Origin of the sequence: Pseudomonas sp. SORT22, from assembly GCF_018417635.1 — a bacterium.
In the GTDB taxonomy this organism is placed as follows: Bacteria; Pseudomonadota; Gammaproteobacteria; order Pseudomonadales; family Pseudomonadaceae; genus Aquipseudomonas.
On record NZ_CP071007.1, the window covers coordinates 3,879,364 to 3,901,961 of the forward strand.

At 63.2% G+C, this 22,598-nt stretch carries 20 protein-coding genes; 17 read left to right on the forward strand and 3 right to left on the reverse strand.

Annotation, left to right across the window (positions count from 1 at the left end; genetic code table 11):
• Window positions 1–2 precede the first annotated feature (2 nt).
• The 11 genes from nuoE to JYG36_RS17805 all read left to right on the forward strand — a co-directional run bounded on the left by nuoE (window position 3) and on the right by JYG36_RS17805 (window position 14,262).
• A complete protein-coding gene (gene nuoE / locus JYG36_RS17755) occupies window positions 3–500 on the forward strand; it encodes an NADH-quinone oxidoreductase subunit NuoE (protein ID WP_012313767.1) in 498 nt (165 codons plus the stop codon).
• The gene (gene nuoF / locus JYG36_RS17760) at window positions 497–1,870 is read left to right on the forward strand and encodes an NADH-quinone oxidoreductase subunit NuoF (protein ID WP_045201391.1); all 1,374 of its coding nucleotides are present in this window, start codon (window positions 497–499) and stop codon (window positions 1,868–1,870) included. Before nuoE ends, nuoF begins: the two co-directional genes overlap by 4 nt.
• A gap of 133 nt (window positions 1,871–2,003) precedes the next feature.
• Window positions 2,004–4,718: an NADH-quinone oxidoreductase subunit NuoG gene (gene nuoG, locus JYG36_RS17765; protein WP_045201390.1), complete on the forward strand. Its 2,715-nt coding sequence runs from the start codon at window positions 2,004–2,006 to the stop codon at window positions 4,716–4,718.
• A complete protein-coding gene (gene nuoH / locus JYG36_RS17770; protein WP_038996049.1) occupies window positions 4,715–5,722 on the forward strand; it encodes an NADH-quinone oxidoreductase subunit NuoH in 1,008 nt (335 codons plus the stop codon). Before nuoG ends, nuoH begins: the two co-directional genes overlap by 4 nt.
• A gap of 11 nt (window positions 5,723–5,733) precedes the next feature.
• Complete coding sequence (gene nuoI, locus JYG36_RS17775; RefSeq protein WP_009400993.1) at window positions 5,734–6,282, forward strand: NADH-quinone oxidoreductase subunit NuoI; 549 nt, start codon at window positions 5,734–5,736, stop codon at window positions 6,280–6,282.
• A 9-nt stretch (window positions 6,283–6,291) separates the two neighbouring features.
• Window positions 6,292–6,792, forward strand: coding sequence for an NADH-quinone oxidoreductase subunit J (nuoJ, locus tag JYG36_RS17780; protein WP_038996050.1), 501 nt, complete (start codon window positions 6,292–6,294; stop codon window positions 6,790–6,792).
• Window positions 6,793–6,796: 4 nt separating this feature from the next.
• Window positions 6,797–7,105, forward strand: a complete 309-nt coding sequence (nuoK, locus tag JYG36_RS17785) for an NADH-quinone oxidoreductase subunit NuoK (RefSeq protein WP_028944232.1) — start codon at window positions 6,797–6,799, stop codon at window positions 7,103–7,105.
• Complete coding sequence (gene nuoL, locus JYG36_RS17790; RefSeq protein WP_038996051.1) at window positions 7,102–8,955, forward strand: NADH-quinone oxidoreductase subunit L; 1,854 nt, start codon at window positions 7,102–7,104, stop codon at window positions 8,953–8,955. The genes nuoK and nuoL overlap by 4 nt, the downstream gene beginning before the upstream one ends.
• Window positions 8,956–8,994: 39 nt before the next feature.
• Window positions 8,995–10,527: an NADH-quinone oxidoreductase subunit M gene (gene nuoM / locus JYG36_RS17795; protein WP_045201389.1), complete on the forward strand. Its 1,533-nt coding sequence runs from the start codon at window positions 8,995–8,997 to the stop codon at window positions 10,525–10,527.
• Window positions 10,528–10,534: 7 nt separating this feature from the next.
• Window positions 10,535–12,004 carry an NADH-quinone oxidoreductase subunit NuoN gene (nuoN, locus tag JYG36_RS17800; protein ID WP_045201388.1) on the forward strand — a complete coding sequence of 490 codons (1,470 nt, stop codon included), beginning with the start codon at window positions 10,535–10,537 and terminating at the stop codon, window positions 12,002–12,004.
• Between the two features lie 203 nt (window positions 12,005–12,207).
• Window positions 12,208–14,262 carry a TonB-dependent receptor family protein gene (locus tag JYG36_RS17805; protein WP_213601886.1) on the forward strand — a complete coding sequence of 685 codons (2,055 nt, stop codon included), beginning with the start codon at window positions 12,208–12,210 and terminating at the stop codon, window positions 14,260–14,262.
• On the opposite strand, the gene JYG36_RS17810 is transcribed toward JYG36_RS17805, so the two are convergent.
• Window positions 14,259–15,323 (reverse strand): AI-2E family transporter, encoded by a 1,065-nt coding sequence (locus JYG36_RS17810; RefSeq protein ID WP_093384922.1) that lies wholly within the window; start codon window positions 15,321–15,323, stop codon window positions 14,259–14,261. The two genes, JYG36_RS17805 and JYG36_RS17810, sit on opposite strands and share 4 nt — an antisense overlap.
• 122 nt (window positions 15,324–15,445) lie before the next feature.
• Between JYG36_RS17810 and trhP the strand changes: the two genes are divergently transcribed.
• Complete coding sequence (gene trhP / locus JYG36_RS17815) at window positions 15,446–16,765, forward strand: prephenate-dependent tRNA uridine(34) hydroxylase TrhP (RefSeq protein ID WP_213601888.1); 1,320 nt, start codon at window positions 15,446–15,448, stop codon at window positions 16,763–16,765.
• A 1-nt stretch (window position 16,766) separates the two neighbouring features.
• On the opposite strand, the gene pvdQ is transcribed toward trhP, so the two are convergent.
• Window positions 16,767–19,058 (reverse strand): bifunctional acylase PvdQ, encoded by a 2,292-nt coding sequence (gene pvdQ, locus JYG36_RS17820; protein ID WP_213601890.1) that lies wholly within the window; start codon window positions 19,056–19,058, stop codon window positions 16,767–16,769.
• Window positions 19,059–19,301: 243 nt separating this feature from the next.
• Here pvdQ and JYG36_RS17825 point away from each other — a divergent pair, with 243 nt between their 5' ends.
• Window positions 19,302–19,688, forward strand: coding sequence for a fe2+ zn2+ uptake regulation protein (locus JYG36_RS17825; RefSeq protein ID WP_045201383.1), 387 nt, complete (start codon window positions 19,302–19,304; stop codon window positions 19,686–19,688).
• 37 nt (window positions 19,689–19,725) lie between these two features.
• On the opposite strand, the gene JYG36_RS17830 is transcribed toward JYG36_RS17825, so the two are convergent.
• Window positions 19,726–19,914 (reverse strand): hypothetical protein, encoded by a 189-nt coding sequence (locus JYG36_RS17830; protein ID WP_213601892.1) that lies wholly within the window; start codon window positions 19,912–19,914, stop codon window positions 19,726–19,728.
• 158 nt (window positions 19,915–20,072) lie between these two features.
• On the opposite strand from JYG36_RS17830, the gene JYG36_RS17835 reads away from it, so the two are divergent.
• The 4 genes from JYG36_RS17835 (at window position 20,073) to JYG36_RS17850 (ending at window position 22,587) form a co-directional block, all read left to right on the forward strand.
• Window positions 20,073–20,534, forward strand: coding sequence for a hypothetical protein (locus tag JYG36_RS17835; protein WP_230090834.1), 462 nt, complete (start codon window positions 20,073–20,075; stop codon window positions 20,532–20,534).
• A gap of 299 nt (window positions 20,535–20,833) precedes the next feature.
• Window positions 20,834–21,214 (forward strand): Mor transcription activator family protein, encoded by a 381-nt coding sequence (locus tag JYG36_RS17840; protein WP_045201382.1) that lies wholly within the window; start codon window positions 20,834–20,836, stop codon window positions 21,212–21,214.
• Between the two features lie 81 nt (window positions 21,215–21,295).
• Entirely contained in the window at window positions 21,296–21,949 is a 654-nt protein-coding gene (locus JYG36_RS17845; protein ID WP_045201381.1) for a DUF2589 domain-containing protein, read from the forward strand.
• Between the two features lie 104 nt (window positions 21,950–22,053).
• Window positions 22,054–22,587, forward strand: a complete 534-nt coding sequence (locus tag JYG36_RS17850) for a DUF2589 domain-containing protein (protein ID WP_093387610.1) — start codon at window positions 22,054–22,056, stop codon at window positions 22,585–22,587.
• Window positions 22,588–22,598: the final 11 nt, after the last annotated feature.

The window sequence follows — 22,598 nt, forward strand, 5'->3', positions numbered from 1 at the left end:
GCATGAACAGCACGCTTATCCAAACCGACCGTTTCGCCCTGAGCGAAACCGAGCGCTCGGCCATCGAGCACGAGATGCATCACTACGAGGACCCGCGCGCGGCGTCCATCGAAGCCCTGAAGATCGTCCAGAAGGAACGCGGCTGGGTGCCGGACGGCGCCATCTACGCCATCGGCGAAGTGCTCGGCATTCCTGCCAGCGACGTCGAAGGTGTGGCCACTTTCTATAGCCAGATCTTCCGTCAACCGGTTGGCCGGCACATCATCCGCGTCTGCGACAGCATGGTCTGCTACATCGGCGGTCACGAGTCGGTGGTCAGCCAGATCCAGAGCGAGCTGGGCATTGGCCTCGGCCAGACCACCGCAGACGGGCGCTTCACCCTGCTGCCGGTATGCTGCCTGGGTAACTGCGACAAGGCCCCGGCGCTGATGATCGACGACGACACCTTTGGCGACGTGCAGCCTGCTGGCGTCTCCAAACTGCTGGAGGGTTACGTATGACCATCACTTCCTTCGGCCCGGCCAACCGCATTGCGCGTTCGGCTGAAACCCATCCGCTGACCTGGCGCCTGCGTGACGACGGCGAGCCGCTGTGGCTCGACGAGTACCAGGCCAAGGACGGCTACGCCGCCGCCCGCAAGGCCCTGGCGCAAATGTCCCAGGACGATATCGTCCAGACCGTAAAAGATTCCGGCCTCAAGGGCCGTGGCGGTGCGGGCTTCCCCACCGGCGTCAAATGGGGCCTGATGCCCAAAGACGAATCCATGAACATCCGCTACCTGCTGTGCAACGCGGACGAAATGGAGCCCAACACCTGGAAAGACCGCATGCTGATGGAGCAACAGCCCCATCTGCTGATCGAAGGCATGCTGATCAGCGCCCGCGCGCTGAAGGCCTACCGCGGCTACATCTTCCTGCGTGGCGAATACACCACCGCAGCGCGCAACCTCACCCGTGCGGTCGAGGAAGCCAAGGCTGCCGGCCTTTTGGGCAAGAACATCCTTGGCAGCGGCTTCGACTTCGAGCTGTTCGTCCACACCGGTGCCGGGCGCTACATCTGCGGTGAAGAAACCGCTCTGATCAACTCCCTCGAAGGCCGCCGCGCCAACCCGCGCTCCAAGCCGCCCTTCCCTGCCGCCGTTGGCGTGTGGGGCAAGCCGACCTGCGTGAACAACGTCGAGACCCTGTGCAACGTGCCGGCCATCGTCGGCAACGGCATCGACTGGTACAAGTCGCTGGCCCGCGAAGGCAGCGAAGACCACGGCACCAAGCTGATGGGATTCTCCGGCAAGGTCAAGAACCCGGGCCTGTGGGAGCTGCCGTTCGGCGTCCCGGCCCGCGAGCTGTTCGAAGACTACGCCGGCGGCATGCGCGATGGCTTCAAGCTCAAGTGCTGGCAGCCAGGCGGCGCCGGTACCGGTTTCCTGCTGCCCGAGCACCTGGATGCGCAAATGTACGCCGGTGGTATTGCCAAGGTCGGCACCCGCATGGGTACCGGCCTGGCCATGGCCGTGGACGACAGCGTCAACATGGTCTCGCTGCTGCGCAACATGGAAGAGTTCTTCGCCCGTGAATCCTGTGGCTTCTGCACCCCGTGCCGCGACGGCCTGCCGTGGAGCGTCAAGCTCCTGCGCGCCCTCGAGAAAGGCCAGGGCCAGCAGGGCGACATCGAGACCCTGCTGGGTCTGGTCGGTTTCCTCGGCCCAGGCAAGACCTTCTGTGCCCACGCACCGGGCGCCGTTGAGCCGCTGGGTAGCGCGATCAAGTACTTCCGCCCTGAGTTCGAGGCTGGCATTGCCGCCCAGGCACCGGCTGCTGCCGCTGCCGGCCTGCGCCCGGACCTGGCGAAGCCGATCGTCGTCGGCGCATAACGAATAACAACGCGGGCGGTCCGTGCCGCCCGCTGCCTGCCCAGCTCGCCCGGGGACACCTGTCGCGGGCTGCAGGCACACAGATTTCCATTAGCCACGCCCGCAGACGCGGGCCAACGAAGAACTTTGAACCATGGCCACTATCCACGTAGACGGCAAAGAGCTCGAAGTCAACGGCGCAGACAACCTGTTACAGGCGTGTCTGTCGCTCGGCCTCGACATCCCCTATTTCTGCTGGCACCCGGCGCTCGGTAGCGTCGGTGCCTGCCGCCAGTGCGCGGTCAAGCAGTACACCGACGAGAACGACACCCGTGGTCGCATCGTCATGTCCTGCATGACCCCTGCCACCGATGGCAGCTGGATTTCCATCGAAGACGAAGAAGCCAAGGTATTCCGTGCCAGCGTCGTCGAATGGCTGATGACCAACCACCCGCACGACTGCCCGGTCTGTGAGGAAGGCGGTCACTGCCACCTGCAAGACATGACGGTAATGACCGGCCACAACGAGCGCCGCTACCGTTTCACCAAGCGTACCCACCAGAACCAGGAGCTCGGCCCGTTCATCGCCCACGAGATGAACCGCTGCATCGCCTGCTACCGTTGCGTGCGTTACTACAAGGACTACGCCGGCGGTACCGACCTGGGCGTATTCGGTGCCCACGACAACGTCTACTTCGGTCGCGTTGAAGATGGCACCCTCGAGAGCGAGTTCTCCGGCAACCTCACCGAGGTCTGCCCGACCGGTGTGTTCACCGACAAGACCCACTCCGAGCGCTACAACCGCAAATGGGACATGCAGTTCGCCCCGAGCATCTGCCATGGCTGCTCCAGCGGTTGCAACATCAGCCCGGGTGAGCGCTACGGCGAACTGCGCCGGATCGAAAACCGCTTCAACGGTTCGGTCAACCAGTACTTCCTGTGCGACCGTGGCCGTTTCGGCTATGGCTACGTCAACCGTGAAGACCGTCCACGTCAGCCACTGCTGGCCGACGGCACCAAGCTGAGCCTGGATGCCGCCCTGGACAAGGCCGCGGACATGCTGCGCGGGCGCAATATCGTCGGTATCGGTTCGCCGCGTGCCAGCCTTGAAAGCAACTACGGCCTGCGTGAGCTGGTCGGCGCCGAGCACTTCTACTCGGGCATGGAAGCCGCTGAGCTGGCCCGCGTACGCCTGGCCCTGCAAGTGCTCAACGACAGCCCGCTGCCAGTGCCGACCCTGCGCGACATGGAAGACCATGACGCGGTGTTCGTCCTCGGCGAAGACCTGACCCAGACCGCTGCCCGCGTGGCCCTGGCCCTGCGCCAGTCGGTCAAGGGCAAGGCCGAAGCCATGGCCGATGCCATGCGCGTTCAGCCGTGGCTCGATGCCGCGGTGAAGAACATCGGCCAGCACGCCATGTACCCGCTGTTTATCGCAAGCCTGGCCGAAACCAAGCTCGATGACGTCGCCGAAGAGTGCGTGCACGCAGCGCCAGACGACCTCGCCCGCATCGGTTTCGCCGTGGCTCACGCCATCGACCCGAGCGCGCCAGCCGTTGACGGCCTGGACGCCGAAGCCCTGGCCCTGGCCAAGCGCATCGCCGACGCCCTGGTGGCCGCCAACCGTCCGCTGGTGGTTGCCGGTACCTCGCTGGCCTCCAACGCCCTGATCGAAGCCGCGGCCAACATCGCCAAGGCCCTGAAGCTGCGCGAGAAGAACGGTTCGCTGAGCCTGGTGGTGCCCGAGGCCAACAGCCTCGGCCTGGCCATGCTCGGTGGCGAGTCGATCGATGCCGCGCTGGATGCGGTGATCGAAGGCAAGGCCGACGCCATTGTCGTGCTCGAAAACGACCTGTACAGCCGCGTTGCCGCGGCCAAGGTCGACGCTGCCCTGGCCGCCGCCAAGGTGGTCATCGTTGCCGATCACCAGAAGACCGCCACCACCGACCGCGCCCACCTGGTGCTGCCGGCGGCGACCTTCGCCGAAGGCGACGGCACCCTGGTCAGCCTGGAAGGCCGCGCCCAGCGCTTCTTCCAGGTGTTCGACCCAACCTACCTGGACAGCAGCATCCTGGTTCACGAAGGCTGGCGCTGGATGCACGCCCTGCGTGCCACCCTGCTCAACAAGCCGGTCGACTGGACCCAGCTGGACCACGTCACCAGCGCCTGCGCCGCGGTCGCGCCGCAACTGTCCGGCATCGTCAACGCCGCACCGTCCGCGTCGTTCCGCATCAAGGGCATGAAGCTTGCGCGTGAGCCGCTGCGCTACTCCGGCCGTACCGCCATGCGCGCCAACATCAGCGTGCACGAGCCGCGTACCCCGCAAGACAAGGACACCGCGTTCGCCTTCTCCATGGAAGGTTACTCGGGTTCGGCCGAACCGCGCTCGCAAGTGCCGTTCGCCTGGTCGCCGGGCTGGAACTCGCCGCAAGCCTGGAACAAGTTCCAGGACGAGGTCGGTGGTCACCTGCGCGCAGGCGACCCGGGCACCCGCCTGATCGAAACCCAGGGCGACAAGCTCAACTGGTTCGCCAGCGTTCCGGCAGCTTTCGCTCCGGCCCGTGGCACCTGGCAAGCGGTGCCGTTCTACCACCTGTTCGGCAGCGAAGAGAACTCCTCGCGCGCCGCCCCGGTGCAAGAGCGCATCCCAGAAGCCTACGTGGCCCTGGCCAAGTCCGAAGCCGACCGCCTGGGTGTCAACGACGGCGCCCTGCTCAGCCTCAACGTCGCCGGCGTTACCCTGCGTCTGCCGCTGCGCATCAATGAAGAACTGGGCGCAGGCCTGGTTGCCCTGCCGAAAGGCCTGGCCGGCATTCCACCAGCCATCTTCGGTGCATCCGTCGAAGGCCTGCAGGAGGCAGCACAATGACCTGGTTCACCCCTGAAGTGATCGATGTGATCATCACCGTCATCAAGGCCATCGTGGTCTTGCTGGCCGTGGTGGTCTGCGGTGCGCTGCTCAGCTTCGTCGAGCGGCGCCTGCTGGGCTGGTGGCAGGACCGCTACGGTCCGAACCGCGTCGGCCCGTTCGGCATGTTCCAGATCGCTGCCGACATGCTCAAGATGTTCTTCAAGGAAGACTGGAACCCGCCCTTCGTCGACAAGGTGATCTTCACCCTGGCGCCGGTGGTGGCCATGAGCGCCTTGCTGATCGCCTTCGCGATCATCCCGATCACCCCGACCTGGGGTGTTGCGGACCTGAACATCGGCCTGCTGTTCTTCTTCGCCATGGCCGGCCTTTCGGTATACGCGGTACTGTTCGCCGGCTGGTCGTCGAACAACAAGTACGCCCTGCTTGGCAGCCTGCGGGCCTCGGCCCAGACCGTGTCGTACGAAGTGTTCATGGGCCTGGCGCTGATGGGCATCGTTGCCCAGGTCGGCTCGTTCAACATGCGCGATATCGTTGACTACCAGGCCCAGAACCTGTGGTTCATCATTCCGCAGTTCTTCGGCTTCTGCACCTTCTTCATCGCTGGCGTCGCCGTGACTCACCGTCACCCGTTCGACCAGCCGGAAGCGGAACAGGAACTGGCCGACGGTTACCACATTGAATATGCCGGCATGAAATGGGGCATGTTCTTCGTCGGTGAGTACATCGGCATCATCCTGATCTCGGCGCTGCTGGTAACCCTGTTCTTCGGTGGCTGGCACGGACCGTTCGGCATCCTGCCGCAACTGTCGTTCGTCTGGTTCGCCCTGAAGACCGCGTTCTTCATCATGCTGTTCATCCTGCTGCGCGCCTCTATTCCGCGCCCGCGCTATGACCAGGTGATGGACTTCAGCTGGAAGTTCTGCCTGCCGCTGACCCTGATCAATTTGCTGGTGACCGCTGCGCTCGTGTTGCTCAACACGCCAGCTGTTGCGGCCCAGTGAGGATTTGACCCATGTTCAAATATATTGGCGACATCGTTAAGGGCACTGGCACCCAGCTGCGCAGCCTGGTGATGGTGTTCTCTCACGGTTTTCGCAAACGTGACACCCTGCAGTACCCCGAAGAGCCGGTTTACCTGCCGCCACGCTACCGTGGCCGCATCGTCCTGACCCGCGACCCGGATGGCGAAGAGCGCTGTGTAGCGTGCAACCTGTGTGCCGTGGCTTGCCCGGTCGGTTGCATCTCGCTGCAGAAAGCCGAAACAGAAGACGGTCGTTGGTACCCGGAGTTCTTCCGCATCAACTTCTCCCGTTGCATTTTCTGCGGCCTCTGCGAGGAAGCCTGCCCGACCACCGCGATCCAGCTCACCCCGGATTTCGAGATGGCCGAGTTCAAACGTCAGGACCTGGTGTACGAGAAAGAAGATCTGCTGATCTCCGGCCCCGGCAAGAACCCTGACTACAACTTCTACCGTGTTGCAGGTATGGCTGTTGCCGGCAAGCCGAAAGGCGCCGCGCAGAACGAAGCCGAGCCGATCAACGTGAAGAGCTTGCTCCCTTAAGGAAGAAAGATGGAATTCGCTTTCTATTTCGCATCCGGTGTCGCTGTGGTGTCCACCCTTCGGGTGATCACCAACACCAACCCCGTGCACGCCCTGCTCTACCTGATCATTTCGCTGATCTCCGTGGCGATGACCTTCTTCGCCCTCGGCGCTCCGTTCGCCGGTGTCCTGGAAGTGATCGCCTACGCTGGCGCCATCATGGTGCTGTTCGTCTTCGTGGTGATGATGCTCAACCTCGGGCCGGCTTCGGTCGCCCAGGAACGCGGCTGGCTCAAGCCGGGCATCTGGCTCGGCCCGGTGGTGCTTGGCGCACTGCTGCTGGTCGAACTGCTGTACGTGCTGTTCGCCAGCGAAAGCGGCGCCGGCATCGGCCACACCACGGTTGACGCCAAGGCCGTCGGCATCAGCCTGTTCGGCCCTTACCTGCTGGTGGTGGAACTGGCCTCGATGCTGCTGCTCGCCGCAGCGGTGACGGCTTTCCACCTCGGCCGCAACGAGGCGAAGGAGTAATCACATGCCAGCAATTCCTCTCGAACATGGCCTGGCCGTCGCCGGCATCCTGTTCTGCCTCGGCCTTGTCGGCCTGATGGTGCGCCGCAATATTCTTTTCGTGTTGATGAGCCTGGAAATCATGATGAACGCCTCGGCACTGGCTTTCATCGTCGCCGGCAGCCGCTGGGCGCAACCGGATGGACAGATCATGTTCATCCTGGTGATCAGCCTGGCAGCGGCCGAGGCCAGTATCGGCCTGGCGATCCTGTTGCAGCTGTATCGCCGCTTCCACACTCTCGATATCGATGCTGCCAGTGAGATGCGCGGATGAACCTTCTCTTTCTGACGTTCGTATTCCCCCTGATCGGCTTCCTGCTGCTGTCGTTCTCGCGCGGCCGCTGGTCCGAGAACCTGTCGGCGCTGGTTGGCGTCGGTTCGGTGGGCCTCTCGGCCATCGTCGCCGCCTACGTGATCTGGCAGTTCAATGTCGCCCCGCCTGCAGGCGGCGCGTACAGCCAGCTGCTGTGGCAGTGGATGTCGGTGGACGGCTTTGCGCCGAACTTCACCCTGTACCTGGACGGCCTGTCGGTGACCATGCTTGGCGTGGTGGTCGGCGTCGGCTTCCTGATCCACCTGTTCGCCTCCTGGTACATGCGCGGTGAAGCCGGTTACTCGCGCTTCTTCGCCTACACCAACCTGTTCATTGCCAGCATGCTGTTCCTGATCCTGGGCGACAACCTGCTGTTCATCTACTTCGGTTGGGAAGGCGTGGGCCTGTGTTCGTACCTGTTGATCGGTTTCTACTACAGCAACCGCAACAACGGTAACGCCGCACTCAAAGCCTTCATCGTCACCCGAATCGGCGACGTGTTCATGGCCATCGGCCTGTTCATCCTGTTCCAGCAACTGGGCACCCTGAACGTTCAGGAACTGCTGGTGCTGGCCCCGCAGAAATTCCAGGCGGGTGATTTCTGGATGGTCCTGGCAACCCTGATGCTGCTCGGTGGCGCGGTCGGTAAATCGGCCCAGCTGCCGCTGCAGACCTGGCTTGCCGACGCGATGGCCGGCCCTACCCCGGTTTCGGCACTGATCCACGCGGCAACCATGGTGACCGCGGGCGTTTACCTGATTGCCCGTACCCACGGCCTGTTCGCCCTGGCCCCTGACGTGCTGCACCTGGTCGGTGTGGTCGGCGGCGTGACCCTGGTGCTGGCCGGCTTTGCCGCCCTGGTGCAGACCGACATCAAGCGCATCCTCGCCTACTCGACCATGAGCCAGATCGGCTACATGTTCCTGGCCCTGGGCGTTGGTGCCTGGGAAGGCGCGATCTTCCACCTGATGACCCACGCCTTCTTCAAGGCCCTGCTGTTCCTTGCTTCCGGTGCGGTGATCGTTGCCTGCCACCACGAGCAGAACATCTTCAAGATGGGCGGCCTGTGGAAGAAACTGCCACTGGCCTACGCCAGCTTCATCGTCGGTGGTGCCGCCCTGGCTGCCCTGCCGCTGCTGACCGCCGGCTTCTACTCGAAAGACGAGATCCTCTGGGAAGCCTTCGCCAGCGGCAACAACGGTCTGCTGTACGCCGGCCTGGTCGGTGCCTTCATGACCTCGCTGTACACCTTCCGCCTGATCTTCATCGCCTTCCACGGCGAAGCCAAGACCGAAGCTCACGCCGGCCACGGGATTTCCCACTGGCTGCCGCTGGGCGTGCTGATCGTGCTGTCGACCTTCGTCGGTGCCTGGATTCATCCACCGCTGGCGGGCGTGCTGCCGCAGAGCGTCGGCCATGCCGGCGGCGAAGCCAAGCACAGCCTGGAAATCGCCTCGGGCGCCATCGCCATCGCCGGTATCCTGCTGGCGGCGATGCTGTTCCTGGGCAAGCGTCGCCTGGTTACCGCGATTGCCAACAGCGGCATCGGTCGTGTGCTGTCGGCCTGGTGGTTCGCCGCCTGGGGCTTCGACTGGATCTACGACAAGCTGTTCGTCAAACCTTACCTGCTGATCAGCCACATCCTGCGCAAGGATCCGGTTGACCGCAGCATTGGCCTGATTCCGCGTATGGCGAAGGGCGGTCATGCCGCCATGAGCAAAACCGAAACCGGTCAGCTGCGCTGGTACACCGCTTCGATCGCCGTAGGTGCCGTGCTTGTGCTCGGTGCCGTTGTTATGGCTGCGGTCTGATATGAACCTTGCGACTTTGCGAAAGGAATTGAGCCCGTCATGATTTTGCCTTGGCTGATCCTGATCCCCTTCATCGGCGGCCTGCTGTGCTGGCTGGGTGAGCGCTTCGGCGCCACCCTGCCGCGCTGGATTGCGCTGCTGACCATGTCCCTGCTGCTTGGTATCGGCCTCTGGCTGTGGGCCAACGGGGACTACACCCTGGCCCCTGCACCGGGCGCCGCGCCCGAGTGGGCGTTCGAATTCAAAGTGCTGTGGATCGAACGCTTCGGCATCAGCCTGCACCTGGCCCTCGATGGCCTGTCGCTGCTGATGATCCTGCTCACCGGCCTGCTCGGTGTGCTCTCGGTACTGTGCTCGTGGAAAGAGATCACTCGCCACGTCGGCTTCTTCCACCTCAACCTGATGTGGATCCTGGGCGGCGTGGTCGGTGTGTTCCTGGCCCTGGACCTGTTCCTGTTCTTCTTCTTCTGGGAAATGATGCTGGTGCCGATGTATTTCCTCATCGCGCTCTGGGGTCACAGCTCCTCGGATGGCAAGAAGACCCGGATCTACGCCGCCACCAAGTTCTTCATCTTCACCCAGGCCAGCGGCCTGATCATGCTGGTGGCGATCCTTGGTCTGGTACTGGTCAACTACAGCAACACCGGTGTGATCACCTTCGACTACACCCAGTTGCTCAAGGCCGACCTGCCGGCGGGCACCGAGTACCTGCTGATGCTCGGCTTCTTCATCGCCTTCGCGGTCAAGCTGCCGGTTGTGCCGTTCCACTCCTGGCTGCCTGACGCTCACGCCCAGGCACCGACCGCAGGTTCCGTCGACCTCGCCGGTATCTTGCTGAAGACTGCGGCCTACGGCCTGCTGCGTTTCGCCCTGCCGTTGTTCCCGAACGCTTCGGCCGAGTTTGCGCCGATCGCCATGACCCTGGGTCTGATCGGGATTTTCTACGGTGCTTTCCTGGCCTTCGCACAGACCGACATCAAGCGCCTGATCGCCTTCTCCAGCGTTTCGCACATGGGCTTCGTGCTGATCGGGATCTACTCCGGCAGCCAGCAGGCCCTGCAAGGCGCGGTGATCCAGATGCTGGCTCACGGCCTGTCGGCAGCGGCACTGTTTATTCTCAGCGGCCAGCTGTACGAGCGCCTGCATACCCGTGACATGCGTCAGATGGGCGGCCTGTGGCACCGCATCGCCTACCTGCCGGCCATCAGCCTGTTCTTCGCCGCCGCCTCCCTGGGCCTGCCAGGCACCGGTAACTTCGTTGGCGAATTCCTGATCCTGATCGGCAGCTTCGTCGCTTCGCCGTGGGTCACCGTGATCGCTACTTCCGGCCTGGTGTTCGGTTCGGTGTACTCGCTGATCATGATTCACCGCGCCTACTTCGGCCCGGCCAAATCCGATGAAGTCCTGGCTGGCATGGACACCCGCGAACTGATCATGGTGCTGGGCCTGGCTGGCCTGCTGATCCTGCTGGGCGTCTACCCACAGCCGTTCCTGGACACTTCTGCCGCCACCATGAGTGGTGTACAGCAGTGGCTGGGTTCCGCTTTCACTCAACTCGCTTCGGCCCGGTAAGAGCGCTATGGACCTGACGATTCAACACTTTATCGCGCTTGCGCCGCTGCTGATCACCACCATCACCACGGTCGTGGTGATGCTGGCGATCGCCTGGCGGCGCAACCACTCGCAAACCTTCCTGCTGTCGACCGTGGGCCTGAACCTGGCCCTGCTGTCGATCATCCCGGCGCTGAAGGTTGCGCCCCTGGCAGTCACCCCGCTGCTGACCATCGACAACTTCGCCTGCCTGTACATGGCGCTGATCCTGGTTGCCACCCTGGCTTGCGTCACCCTCGCCCACGCCTACCTGGGTGATGGCGGCAAAGGCTACCCGGGCAACCGCGAAGAGCTGTACCTGCTGATCCTGATGTCCGCCCTGGGCGGTCTGGTACTGGTCAGCGCGCAGCACCTGGCTGGCCTGTTCATCGGCCTTGAGCTGCTCTCGGTACCGGTCTATGGCCTGGTCGCCTATGCCTTCTTCAACAAGCGTTCGCTGGAAGCCGGCATCAAGTACATGGTGCTCTCGGCTGCTGGTTCCGCCTTCTTGCTGTTCGGCATGGCGCTGTTGTATGCCGACGCTGGCAGCCTGAGCTTCGACGGCATTGGCAAGGCCCTGGCGGCCACCAGCATGCCAAGCATGATCGCCCAGCTGGGCCTGGGCATGATGCTGGTCGGCCTGGCGTTCAAACTGTCGCTGGTGCCGTTCCACCTGTGGACCCCGGACGTCTACGAAGGTGCTCCGGCACCGGTCGCCGCCTTCCTGGCCACCGCCAGCAAGGTCGCGGTGTTCGCCGTCGTCGTACGCCTGTTCATGATCTCCCCTGCGGCCAGCAGCGGCGTATTGACCACCGTGCTGTCGGTGATCGCCGTGGCCTCGATCCTGATCGGTAACCTGCTGGCGCTGACCCAGAGCAACCTCAAGCGCCTGCTCGGCTACTCCTCGATCGCCCACTTCGGTTACCTGCTGATCGCCCTGGTGGCGAGCAAGGGCCTGGCGGTCGAAGCCATCGGCGTGTACCTGGTCACCTACGTGATCACCAGCCTCGGTGCCTTCGGCGTCATCACCCTGATGTCCTCGCCATACAACGGTCGTGACGCCGACGCCCTGTACGAGTACCGCGGCCTGTTCTGGCGCCGTCCGTACCTGACCGCGGTGCTGACCGTGATGATGCTGTCGCTGGCCGGTATCCCGCTGACCGCAGGCTTCATCGGCAAGTTCTACATCATCGCTACCGGCGTGGAGTCGCAGCTGTGGTGGCTGGTCGGTGCCCTGGTGATCGGTAGTGCCATCGGCGTGTTCTACTACCTGCGCGTGATGGTCACCCTGTACCTGATCGAGCCAAACCTGCGTCGCCACGACGCCCCGCTGAACTGGGAACAGCGCACCGGCGGCGTGATGCTGCTGGCCATCGCCATCCTCGCCTTCGTCCTGGGCGTGTACCCGCAGCCGTTGCTGGACATGGTCCAGCATGCAGGCCTGCAACTGATCGGTTGATCGATCAGGCACTGATAAACACCCCGCTTCGGCGGGGTGTTTTGTTTTCAGGCCGAAACCCTCATCGCGGGGCAAGTCGGGTCGCCGCACCGCCGCTCCCACTGGATGGGCTGCCCCGCGATGATGCGACTGCCTATCGGTGACTGTGCTTCGTCTGATAGTTGCGACGTCAGATACCCGCTCTCAGTCCTGGAACCCCATCGATGCACCCCACCCTACCCCGCTCCTCCCTCGCCTTGCTGATCTCCTGTGCCGCGTCGGTGCAGGCCAGCGATAGCATCGAACTCGGCCAGGTGCTGATCCAGGAACAGGAGCAGAGCGAGTTGCAAGATGCTCGCGAACGCCTGCAGCAGGTGCCTGGCGCCAGCAACCTGATCGACATGCAACGGGTGGAGCAAGGCCGGGTCGCCAGCAACCAGGATGTGCTCGCCTACCAGCCCGGGGTGTTCGCCCAGTCGGCTGGCAACGACGGCATCAAGCTGTCGATCCGGGGTTCGGGTATCAACCGCGCCCCCGGCGCTCACGGCTCGGGTGTGTACACGATGTTCGACGGCCTGCCGCTGACCGGCCCGGGTGGCACGCCCTATGAACTGTTCGAACCACTGTGGCTGAGCCGCGCCGAAGTGCTGCGCGGTGCCAACGGCTTCGACCGCGGCGCGTTGGCGCTGGGCGGCGCTATCGACTACATCACCCACACCGGCCGCGACGCCGCACCGCTGCAACTGCGCTACGAGCTCGGCAGTCGCGGCTATGCCAAACGCCAGATCAGCTCCGGCCAGGTCCTGGGCGACCTGGACTACTACGTGGCGCTGACCGACTCGGAATACGACGGCTACCAGCGGCACAGCAGCGGCAGCAGCAAGGGCATCGCCGCCAATGTCGGCTACCGCTTCAATCCGAACCTGGAGACCCGCTTCTACCTGCGTTATCGAGAGACCGAGAATGACCTGGCCGGGCGCTTGACCCAGGAGCAGATCAAGCATGATCCGCGCGGGGCCAACCCGGCCTACCTGAGCCGCGACGACAGCCGTCCGCAGCCGGGCAGCACCTGGCTGGGCAACAAGACCACCTTCTATCTCGATGACGATTCGCAGCTCGAAGCAGGCCTGGTCTATCACGATTATCCGATGGACCTGCGCGAAGGTCCGATGCGCCTGAAGGTCGCCTACACCGACGTCAGCGGCACCCTGAATTATCAGCGCCGCCACACGCTGTTCGGCCACGAAAGTAAAACCACCGTCGGCTGGCGCACCACCAAGCACTTGCCCAACAGCGGCGCTTCGCAATACTCGCGGGTCAATGGCGTATTCGGGGCGAAAACCCGGGACTTCACCTACCAGGGCTCGGACACTGTCCTGCATGTCGGCAACGAACTGGAACTGATCCCCGACCTGTGGCTGACCAGTGGCCTGGCGGCGATCTACACCCGCCGCGAGAGCGCGGTGACCTACCCCGACAATGGCGGCAAGGTCAGCCAGAGCGACTGGGACTACGCCCCGCGCCTGGGCCTGCGCTACGACATCAGCCCGCAGTTGCAGGTCTATGGCAACCTCAGCCGTTCGGTGGAGCCGCCGCACCCGTGGTCGCTGATCTGGAGCTCGACCAGCAACACGCAACCGATTGAAATGCACAACCAGACCGCCACTACCCTGGAGCTGGGGGCCCGCGGCGAGTCGGCCATCGGCCGCTGGGACCTGGCCTGGTATTACTCGGACGTACGCCATGAGCTGCTGGCGGTGGAGATCGTGCCAGGCCAGCCCGCCAAGGAGTTCAACGCCAGCCCGACCGTGCACCAGGGCATCGAGGCCGGCCTCGACAGCCTGCTGTGGCAGCGCGCCGGGGTCGGCAAGCTGAGCCTGCGCCAGGCCTACACCTTCAGCGACTTCCACTACCGCGACGACGACAGCTTCGGCGACAACCGCCTGCCGGGCATCCCCATGCACTACTACCAGGCCGAACTGCGCTTCGACCTGCCCAGCGGCCTGTTTGCAGGGATCAACACGCAGATGGCCTCCAAGGTCCAGGTCGACTACGCCAACAGCTACCCGACCGACGCCTATGCCATTCTCGGCGCCACCCTGGGCTACAACTCGCCGAAACAGGACTGGCAAGCCTGGCTCGACCTGCGCAACCTGACCAACAAACGCTATGCCGCCACCGTCACCCCCGGCTACAACGACAACGGTACCGACATTGCCCGCTCGACACCGGGCGAAGGCTTCGGGGTCTATACCGGGGTGTCCTACAGCTTCCGTTAACTGGGCAGTTGCACCTGCGGTTTGGTCGAGACGAAGATCGCCCAGCTGGACATGAACAGCGCGGCGATCAGCGGGCCGATGACAAAACCGTTGAGGCCGAATACCGCCAGGCCACCAAGGGTCGAGACCAGGATCAGGTAATCGGGCATCTTGGTGTCCTTGCCCACCAGGATCGGGCGCAGCACGTTGTCCACCAGGCCGATGACGAACACGCCGAAGGCGGCCAGCACCGCGCCTTGCCAGAAGGCGCCGGTGGCGACGAAGTACACCGCCACCGGCGCCCAGACGATCCCTGCACCCACTGCCGGCAACAGTGACAGAAAAGCCATCAGCACGCCCCAGACCAAGGCGCTGGGGATGTCGAGAATCCAGAAGATGATCCCGCCCAGGGCGCCCTGGGTCACCGCTACCAGCAGGTTGCCCTTGACCGTGGCGCGTACCACGCGGTTGAACTTCAGTTGCAGACGGCGCTTTTGCTGTTCGGCCAGCGGCACCGCGGTGCGGATCTTGCGCACCAGCTCGGCGCCGTCACGCAGGAAGAAATACAGCAGGTAAAGCATGATGCCGAAGCTCACCAGAAAATCGAAAGTACCCTGGCCGAAGCTGAAAGCCTGGGTGGCGAAGAACTGGCTGCCTTGCATGGCGCCCTTGGTGATTTTATCGCGCAGGCCGGCCAGGTCGCCCATGCCCATGCGCTCGAGGAAGTTCTGCACAAAGGCCGGGAGGATGTTCTTGAAGCGCTCGATGTAGCCGGCCAGGTCCAGCTCGCCGCTTTCGATGTTCTTGTACAGCGCCGCGCCCTCCTGCACCAGCAGGGTACTGATGATGATCACCGGTAAAATTGCAATCACCAGGCAGATGAACAAGGTCAGCCCGGCCGCCAGGTTGCGCCGCCAGCCGAGGCGCGCCAGCAGGCGGCGCTGCAGCGGAGCGAAGACGATACCGAGGATCACCGCCCAGAACACCGCGCCATAGAACGGCAGGAGAATCCAGATGAAAGCGATGGTCACCAGCACCAGCAGTGCCAGTAACGCCTTGTGTTGCATGACGGTTTCGTTCATGTGCGCTCCTTGTGCGTTCTATTCATTAGTGCGCCGGGCATTGCCAAAAGTGCCGTTGATGCAGATCAATAAACACTAGCTGCAGCCGGCGTAGCATCCGCGCCTTTTGCCGCGACCCGATCATGACCCTTCTCGCCAAACCCGAACTGCTCGCCCCCGCCGGCTCACTGAAGAACATGCGCTATGCCTTCGCCTACGGCGCCGATGCCGTGTATGCCGGGCAGCCGCGCTACAGCCTGCGTGTGCGCAACAACGAATTCGACCACGCCAACCTTGCCTTGGGCATCAAGGAAGCCCAGGCCCAGGGCAAGCGCTTCTACGTGGTGGTCAACATTGCCCCGCACAACGCCAAGCTCAAGACCTTCCTCAAGGACCTGGCGCCAGTGATCGAAATGGCCCCGGATGCACTGATCATGTCCGACCCGGGGCTGATCATGCTGGTGCGCCAGCACTTCCCGCAGATGCCGATTCACCTCTCGGTGCAGGCCAACACGGTGAACTGGGCCAGCGTCGAGTTCTGGCGCAGCCAGGGTCTGACCCGGGTAATCCTGTCGCGCGAGCTGTCGCTGGAAGAGATCGAGGAGATTCGCCAGCAGGTGCCGCAGATGGAGCTGGAAGTGTTCGTCCACGGCGCGCTGTGCATGGCCTACTCCGGTCGCTGCCTGCTGTCGGGTTATCTGAACCGCCGCGATGCCAACCAGGGCAGTTGCACCAACGCCTGCCGCTGGCAATACACAGCCACCGCGGCCAGCGAGAATGTCACCGGTGAAATCGTTCGCGAAGTGCAGCCGACTCTGGGCCTCGGCGCGCCGACCGAGCAGGTGTTCGTGCTGCAGGAAAGCAACCGCCCGGGCGAAGACATGCCGGCGTTCGAAGACGAGCACGGCACCTACATCATGAACGCCAAGGACCTGCGCGCGGTGCAACATGTCGAGCGGCTGACGCGCATGGGCGTGCATTCGCTGAAGATCGAGGGCCGGACCAAGTCGCACTTCTACTGCGCGCGCACTGCCCAGGTGTATCGCCAGGCCATCGATGACGCGGCAGCCGGGCGTGAGTTCGATCGCAACCTGATGCTCAACCTCGAGTCACTGGCCCAGCGCGGCTATACCGAAGGTTTCCTGCGCCGGCACGTGCATGACGAATATCAGAACTACCAGCGCGGCAACTCGGTGTCCGAACGCCAGCAGTTTGTCGGCGAACTGAGCGGCGAGCGGGTCAATGGCCTGGCTGAAGTGCGGGTGAAGAACCGTTTTGCTGTGGGTGATCACCTGGAACTGATGACACCCAAGGGCAATTACCACTTCGACTTGCATCAGTTGCGCAATCGCCAGGGTGACGAAATCGAGGTAGCACCGGGGGATGGGCACACGGTGTATTTACCGATCCCCGAGCAGGTAGACCTGGCCTTCGGTTTGCTGCTCAGGGATCTGGTTGACTGAATCAAGGCGCGGACGTGGCCACCGTCGCGCTTTCAACCTCGCGAATCACTTGCAAGCGGTACTGCGGATCGGCCTTGATCTGCGCCTCGGTGAACGGAATCACCTGCCACTGCTTGGCCGAGAACGCGCGGGTCTGGTCACTGGCATGGGCCGAACCCGCTTCGCTGGACTCGGAGAACGCCAGCATCCCCAGCGCATGCGGGCCCTGGTCATCGAAGGTCACCAGTTGCAGGTAGCTGGTACCGCTGACTACCAGGCGCTTGTCGGCGGCGACCGGTACGCTCTGGATTGCGTTGTACACGCCAAGGCTTGCCGGCCCACCGTGGATCGGCGTGCCATCGGCAGCCTGCTGGATCTGCCCCCAGCGCGCGTCCTCGGCGAAACCGGCCTTGCTTACCTGCGCAACTGAAGCCAGGGCTGCCTCACGCAAGGCGCTGGCCACCTCGGCGCGATCAACGGCCAGCCCGCGCGGCGTGTGTTGCGGATCGGCGGCGTCGAAACCAACACGCCAGATGTCCTTGCGCCCCTGCAAAGCCTGCAAGATGTTCTGGAAATGCACCAGGCCAAGGCCACTGTCGAGGTTGGCGCGCAGGTCCCAGGCCTTGAGGCTGGTACACAGCGCGCCGAGCTTGGCATCTGCCGCTTGCGCGGCGCACCAGTTGAGCAGGTCGGGCATGACCAGCTCGGCGACATACACCTGGTTGTCCATGACCATCTGCTGCAGGTCCGCCGGGCTGATCTTGCCCTTCTCGCTCAGGCTCGCCAGGCGCTGCAGGGCAAAGCGGCTGCGCGGGCCCAAGGGTTGGTCTTCGCGGCTGACCAGCGGCGAATAGCCCTGCAACGGTGTGGCCGGGTTGACCATCCAGGCCGAGTCGTTGGAATGCTGGACGAAGTCCTTGCGGCTCAGGCTCGGCAGCAGTTGCGCGGGGAAGATGCCTGCCTGGGCGGCCCGGGGGTCGACCTTCCAGTTGCAGGCACTGCGCGAACCGTCGAGCACGATCATCTCCTGCCCGGCGGCCGGGTCGCTGCAGCTGGCCAGCAAGGCGGCATCGACGTACGGCACCACCGACTGATTCAAGTACAGCGCCTGACCCTTGGCGTCCACCGCCAGGGTATTGACCCAGGGAATGCCCTGCAGGCGCTGCACCGAAGCTTGCAGGCTTTTCAGGCTGTCGGCGCGGTTCATCGCATCCCACTGCGCCAGCACCCGGGTGTTTTCGAGGTTGGCATCACGCAGGCTGAAGGCGTACTGCTTGTTCCAGTCCAGACGCCCCGGCCATTGCACGATCGGGCCGAATACCGAGCTGTAGACCTCACGGGTCACCGGCTTGAGCTGGCCGTCCGCGCCCTTGACCGTCACGTTCAGGCGCTGCTGGGTCAAGGCCTGCGACTTGCCGTCGAGCAGGTAGCGGGTCGGGTCCTTGGGGTCGAGCTCCAGCCGGTACAGGGTGAAGTGCTTGGAGGTGTCGACCGTGTGGGTCCAGGCCAGGTGCTGGTTGAAGCCGATGTTGATCAGCGGCAAGCCCGGCAGGGCCGCGCCCATGGCATCGAGCTGGCCCGGCAGGGTCAGCTGCATCTGATAAAAGCGCATGCCGCCGGCCCAGGGAAAGTGCGGGTTGGCCAGGAGCATGCCGCGACCGTTGAATGAGCGCTCGGCACCGATGGCCACGGCATTGCTGCCGCGCTCGACAGCAAACTGCTCCTGGCGCAACTGGGCGATGCGCAGGTCGGGGCGCAACTGGGCGACGACATTCGGCGGTGTGGCCCCGGCCAGTGCTTCGGCGAACTGGCCGACACCGCCTTCGACCAGCAAGCGGCGAGTCAGCTTGACCAGGTCGAGGGTGGTGATCGGCCGTAGCCATTCGGCCTGCAGGCACTGCACGCCCTGCCCCTGGGCCTTGAACTCGGCCAGCGCGCGGTTGTAGCCCTTGGCATAGCCTTCGAGCCGTGCACGCATGGCCGGCGGTTGTGCCTGCCAGAAGCCGAACACCGCCGTTGGCGTATTCAGCCAATTGAAAAACAGGTCGCTGGGCAGGTTTTCGCGCTGCTCGAAGGTGCGCTGTTCTGGCCCGAAGTAACGCGAACGCTCGCCATTGACGGTGACCACCTCGTTAGCCAGCAGGCACAGGTTGTCTTGTGCATAGGCATAGCCGATACCGTACCCCAAGCCCTGCTCGTCCCTGGCCAGGATGTGCGGCACGCCGTAACTGCTGCGGCGGATTTCAGCGCTGGCATCACCCGGCGCCACGCGCGCCTGGACGGACAGGCTCAGGCCGGCAAGCAGCCCGGCCATACAAAGGGTCGCTAAGGGAAAGGGCTTGATCACGCGCACTCCAGCTCAATCAGGGGAAAGGTCGTCCTGACTGAACGAAATACGCCAAATAAATTTACCGGTTTGCGCCGCTCAATACGTCTTTAGAGGGTGAGGCTGAAGATTTTTTTCATCAGGTACTGCAGTTTTGCCGCGCTCATTCGTCTTATAGGTGTAGGCAAACACTTTTGCTTACCTGGACAGGCCAAGAAATGGAGCATTCACATGTACAACCAGCCACAGCCAGCGCTAACCGCTGGCCCTGGACGCACAAAGAGCCAACCGGTGACTGCAAGAACCGAAGCCGGCGAGCACGAGCGCCCTGGCAATGAACACATCCGCGAGCTGCTCAAGGCCTTTGGCCTGCGTACCAGCCTGATCCGCCTGAAGGTCATCGATGCCCTGCACATGGCCGATCGCGATGGCCGCAGTATCGGCGTGCGCGGGGTCCACAGCCAGCTCGAACAGCTGGATATTCCGCTGTCGTTCCTCAGCGTTCGCGAAGTGCTCAAGCGTTTGTGCGCCGAAGGCGTGATCAGCCTGGGCAACGACAAGTGCTACAGCCTCAACCCCCAGGCCCGCGCGGTACTGGAGCAAGCCACCTGCCGTTGAGCGACCGGCCGGCGCGCAGCCGGCCGCGCTTACCGCCTCAGGGCTTGACCTTGCGGCGCATGATGCCGTTGACCACCACCACAACCACCGCCACGGCAATGGCGATGTACTGGAACACTTGCTCGCTGATGGTGCCCTGCTTTTGCAGGTAGGACAGTCCGAGCATGATCCCCAGCACCAGCAGGGAGATCAGGATGGAGTATTTCATGCGTTGACCTTGAGTCATGGATAGTTCCTTGCGACATCGGCGAAAAGCCCCGAAGCGGGCCGAGCGCATGATACAACGTCACCCGCAGGCAGCGGACTATTTCCCGCTTCTGCCCGCCCCGCAGCATTGCCAACATGGCTTCCCGGACGACTGCCCAGACCAACGCAAGGATCACCATGTCGATGCGAACCCTGCTGCTCAGCCTGGCGCTGCTCGGCCCCCTCAATGCCCATGCCCTGCCCACCGAATCCCAACCTCAGGCTTTGCTGCTGGAACTGGCTGCACAATTGGCGCACAGCGCCGGCAGTAGCCAGTGGCAACAACTCTGGCAACGCAGCCGACAGGCCGGGCATCTGCACAGCAACCCGCACACCGAGCATTTCGATGTGCCCCAGGCACAAATTCCGGCACTGGTAGCCAGCACCCTGGCCAGCGCCGATCAGGCACGACCGTTGAAGCAGACGCAGGTGCGCTATCGCCGCGACTTTCACCCCAGGGTCATCGGCAAGGCTGGCACGCAGGCGTTGACCGCCCTGTGCGTGTGGGTCGACTGGCGCAGTTTCCCCGAACAGGGCGTCAGCCATCCAACCCCCTACCTGGGCCAGGTCAGCCTGTTGCTGGCACGCCCTTGCGAGTAAGCATGGGTGGCTCAACCTGGGAAGGTCACCATCGCCATGGCACCCGGTAATCAAGGCGTTGCGCTTACGTCACAATTCATTTCCCACCCATCGGCATGGTTCGTCCTACAGAAAGCGTACATAAAGCCCTCCCTTGCCGCCCCACTTGCTGCCTAGCCCGCCTTCCGTCCAGTAGCCGAGAATCCAGCTCAAGCCACGACAGACAGATGCGATTTGTCGCATTGACGCTGCCTGCAATGGCCCTAGCTGCCTGGCACGGATCATCAAGGTGCCGAACTATCGCCTACAAGGAAGTCACCATGGAACTGAGCGACCTGAACCGTATCGATATCGAACAACTGCCCCACTCGCTGCAGATGCTGATCGAATGCCTGGGCATCGAGAATGCCTACAACCTGACCTGCGCCTTTGGCGGGCGCCCCAAGTACATTCCCAAGCACCGCGAACGCACCGCACTGGCGGAAATTCTCCCGGCGCCGGCGCTGGATGCGCTGATCAAGCGCTTCGCCGGCATGGCCCTGGAGATCCCCAAGGTTGACCATTTTCTGCGCCAGCTGCGCAACCAGCAAATCCAGCAGGAAAGCGCCGACGGTCTGTCACGCAGCATGCTCGCCAACAAGTACGGCTTGAGCCTGCGCCAGATCGGCAATATCCGTCGCCAGGAACCCTGCCCGCGCTAAGCGTCATCGACTTGAGCCGATAACTCCGGCATTCAAGGCAACCCCGCACAATGATGTGCAATCAAGACAAGGAAATCTCTGATGGCAACAATCGACAATGGCCTGATCGGCTCGGTAATGAACGCCTTGCCACTGGACCGGATGATCTCGGGACCTCTGCAGGCGATGATCCAGGCACAGATTTCGGCAAGCAAGTCGTACGCCGACTTTCTTATGGGCGTGTGCATCCAGAATGGCAAAGCCGTCGCCATTCAATTCGACTACGACGAAACCATCACCGATGAACAAGGGGTGTACAAGGGAACTGTCTCGAAGAAGATGCAGATCCCGCTGCTGGCAGCGGTCACTCACCCCAACATCGTCATCGAAGAAGGCAACATCGAATTCGAACTGACCATCAGCCAGCAAGCCGAAAGCACCGAAGAGAGCGGCAAAGAGGCAAGTTTCGGCGCGTCGCTGGGCTGGGGCAAATTCAGGCTCAATGTCAAAGGCCAGGTCAGCCACAAATCCACTCAAACTCGCAAAACCGATACCCGCGCACGTTACGCCTTCAACACCAAGGTACGCCGCCAGGACCCACCCGAGGCGCTGATGCGGGTCATCGACTTTCTCACCGACGCGGCGACCAAGCCTGTGGTCATGGCCGATGCCACCGCGCAAAACCTCGATGCGATGCCGGTTTCGGCACTGCCGATGCCTGACGAACAGGAAAGCCGCAAAGAAACAGCCATCTGATCGTGCAGCATAAATAAAAACCCAGGCCTCTCATGCTCGAGAGGCCTGCTGACGAGCACAAGGAGTGGGAACGATTGGACCAAACCTCGGCAGTGAACGCCCCCATTACCGCCAGCGACCTCTGTGATATTACCCGCGGCCTGCAGGAAGCCGCTGCGGCCACCAACCACCTGATTGCCCAGCAGTACATCAAGCTGTTCGACCAGTTTTTCGACTACGACGCCGAGACGCTTGGCGCGCCGATGAAAGCCAAGATGGTCGAAGTGGCAATGGATGACCAGCACACTATGCAGATCCCGCTGATCGCGCTGGTGTCGCCGCGCGGGCTGGCACTGGAGCGCATGCAGGTCGACCTGTCGGTACGGATTCAAAACACCGAGACCACCGATGCCAGTGAAAACCTGCAGCGCGAACGCTTCTATGTGACGGTCGGCAGCCAGGGCAAACGCAACGGCGATGCCGCACGCGACCCCGATGAAGTACAGATCCGCATGCAGTTCCAGGCCTGTGAGCCACCGGAAGCGTTGAACCGGCTGATCGAGGAGTACACCAGCCTGATCACTCCGCAGCGGGTGTCCACGCCGGCCCAACCCACGATCGACAGCAACGAGTTCATCGCAGCGGCGACCGTGCGCTGATCATTGGCACC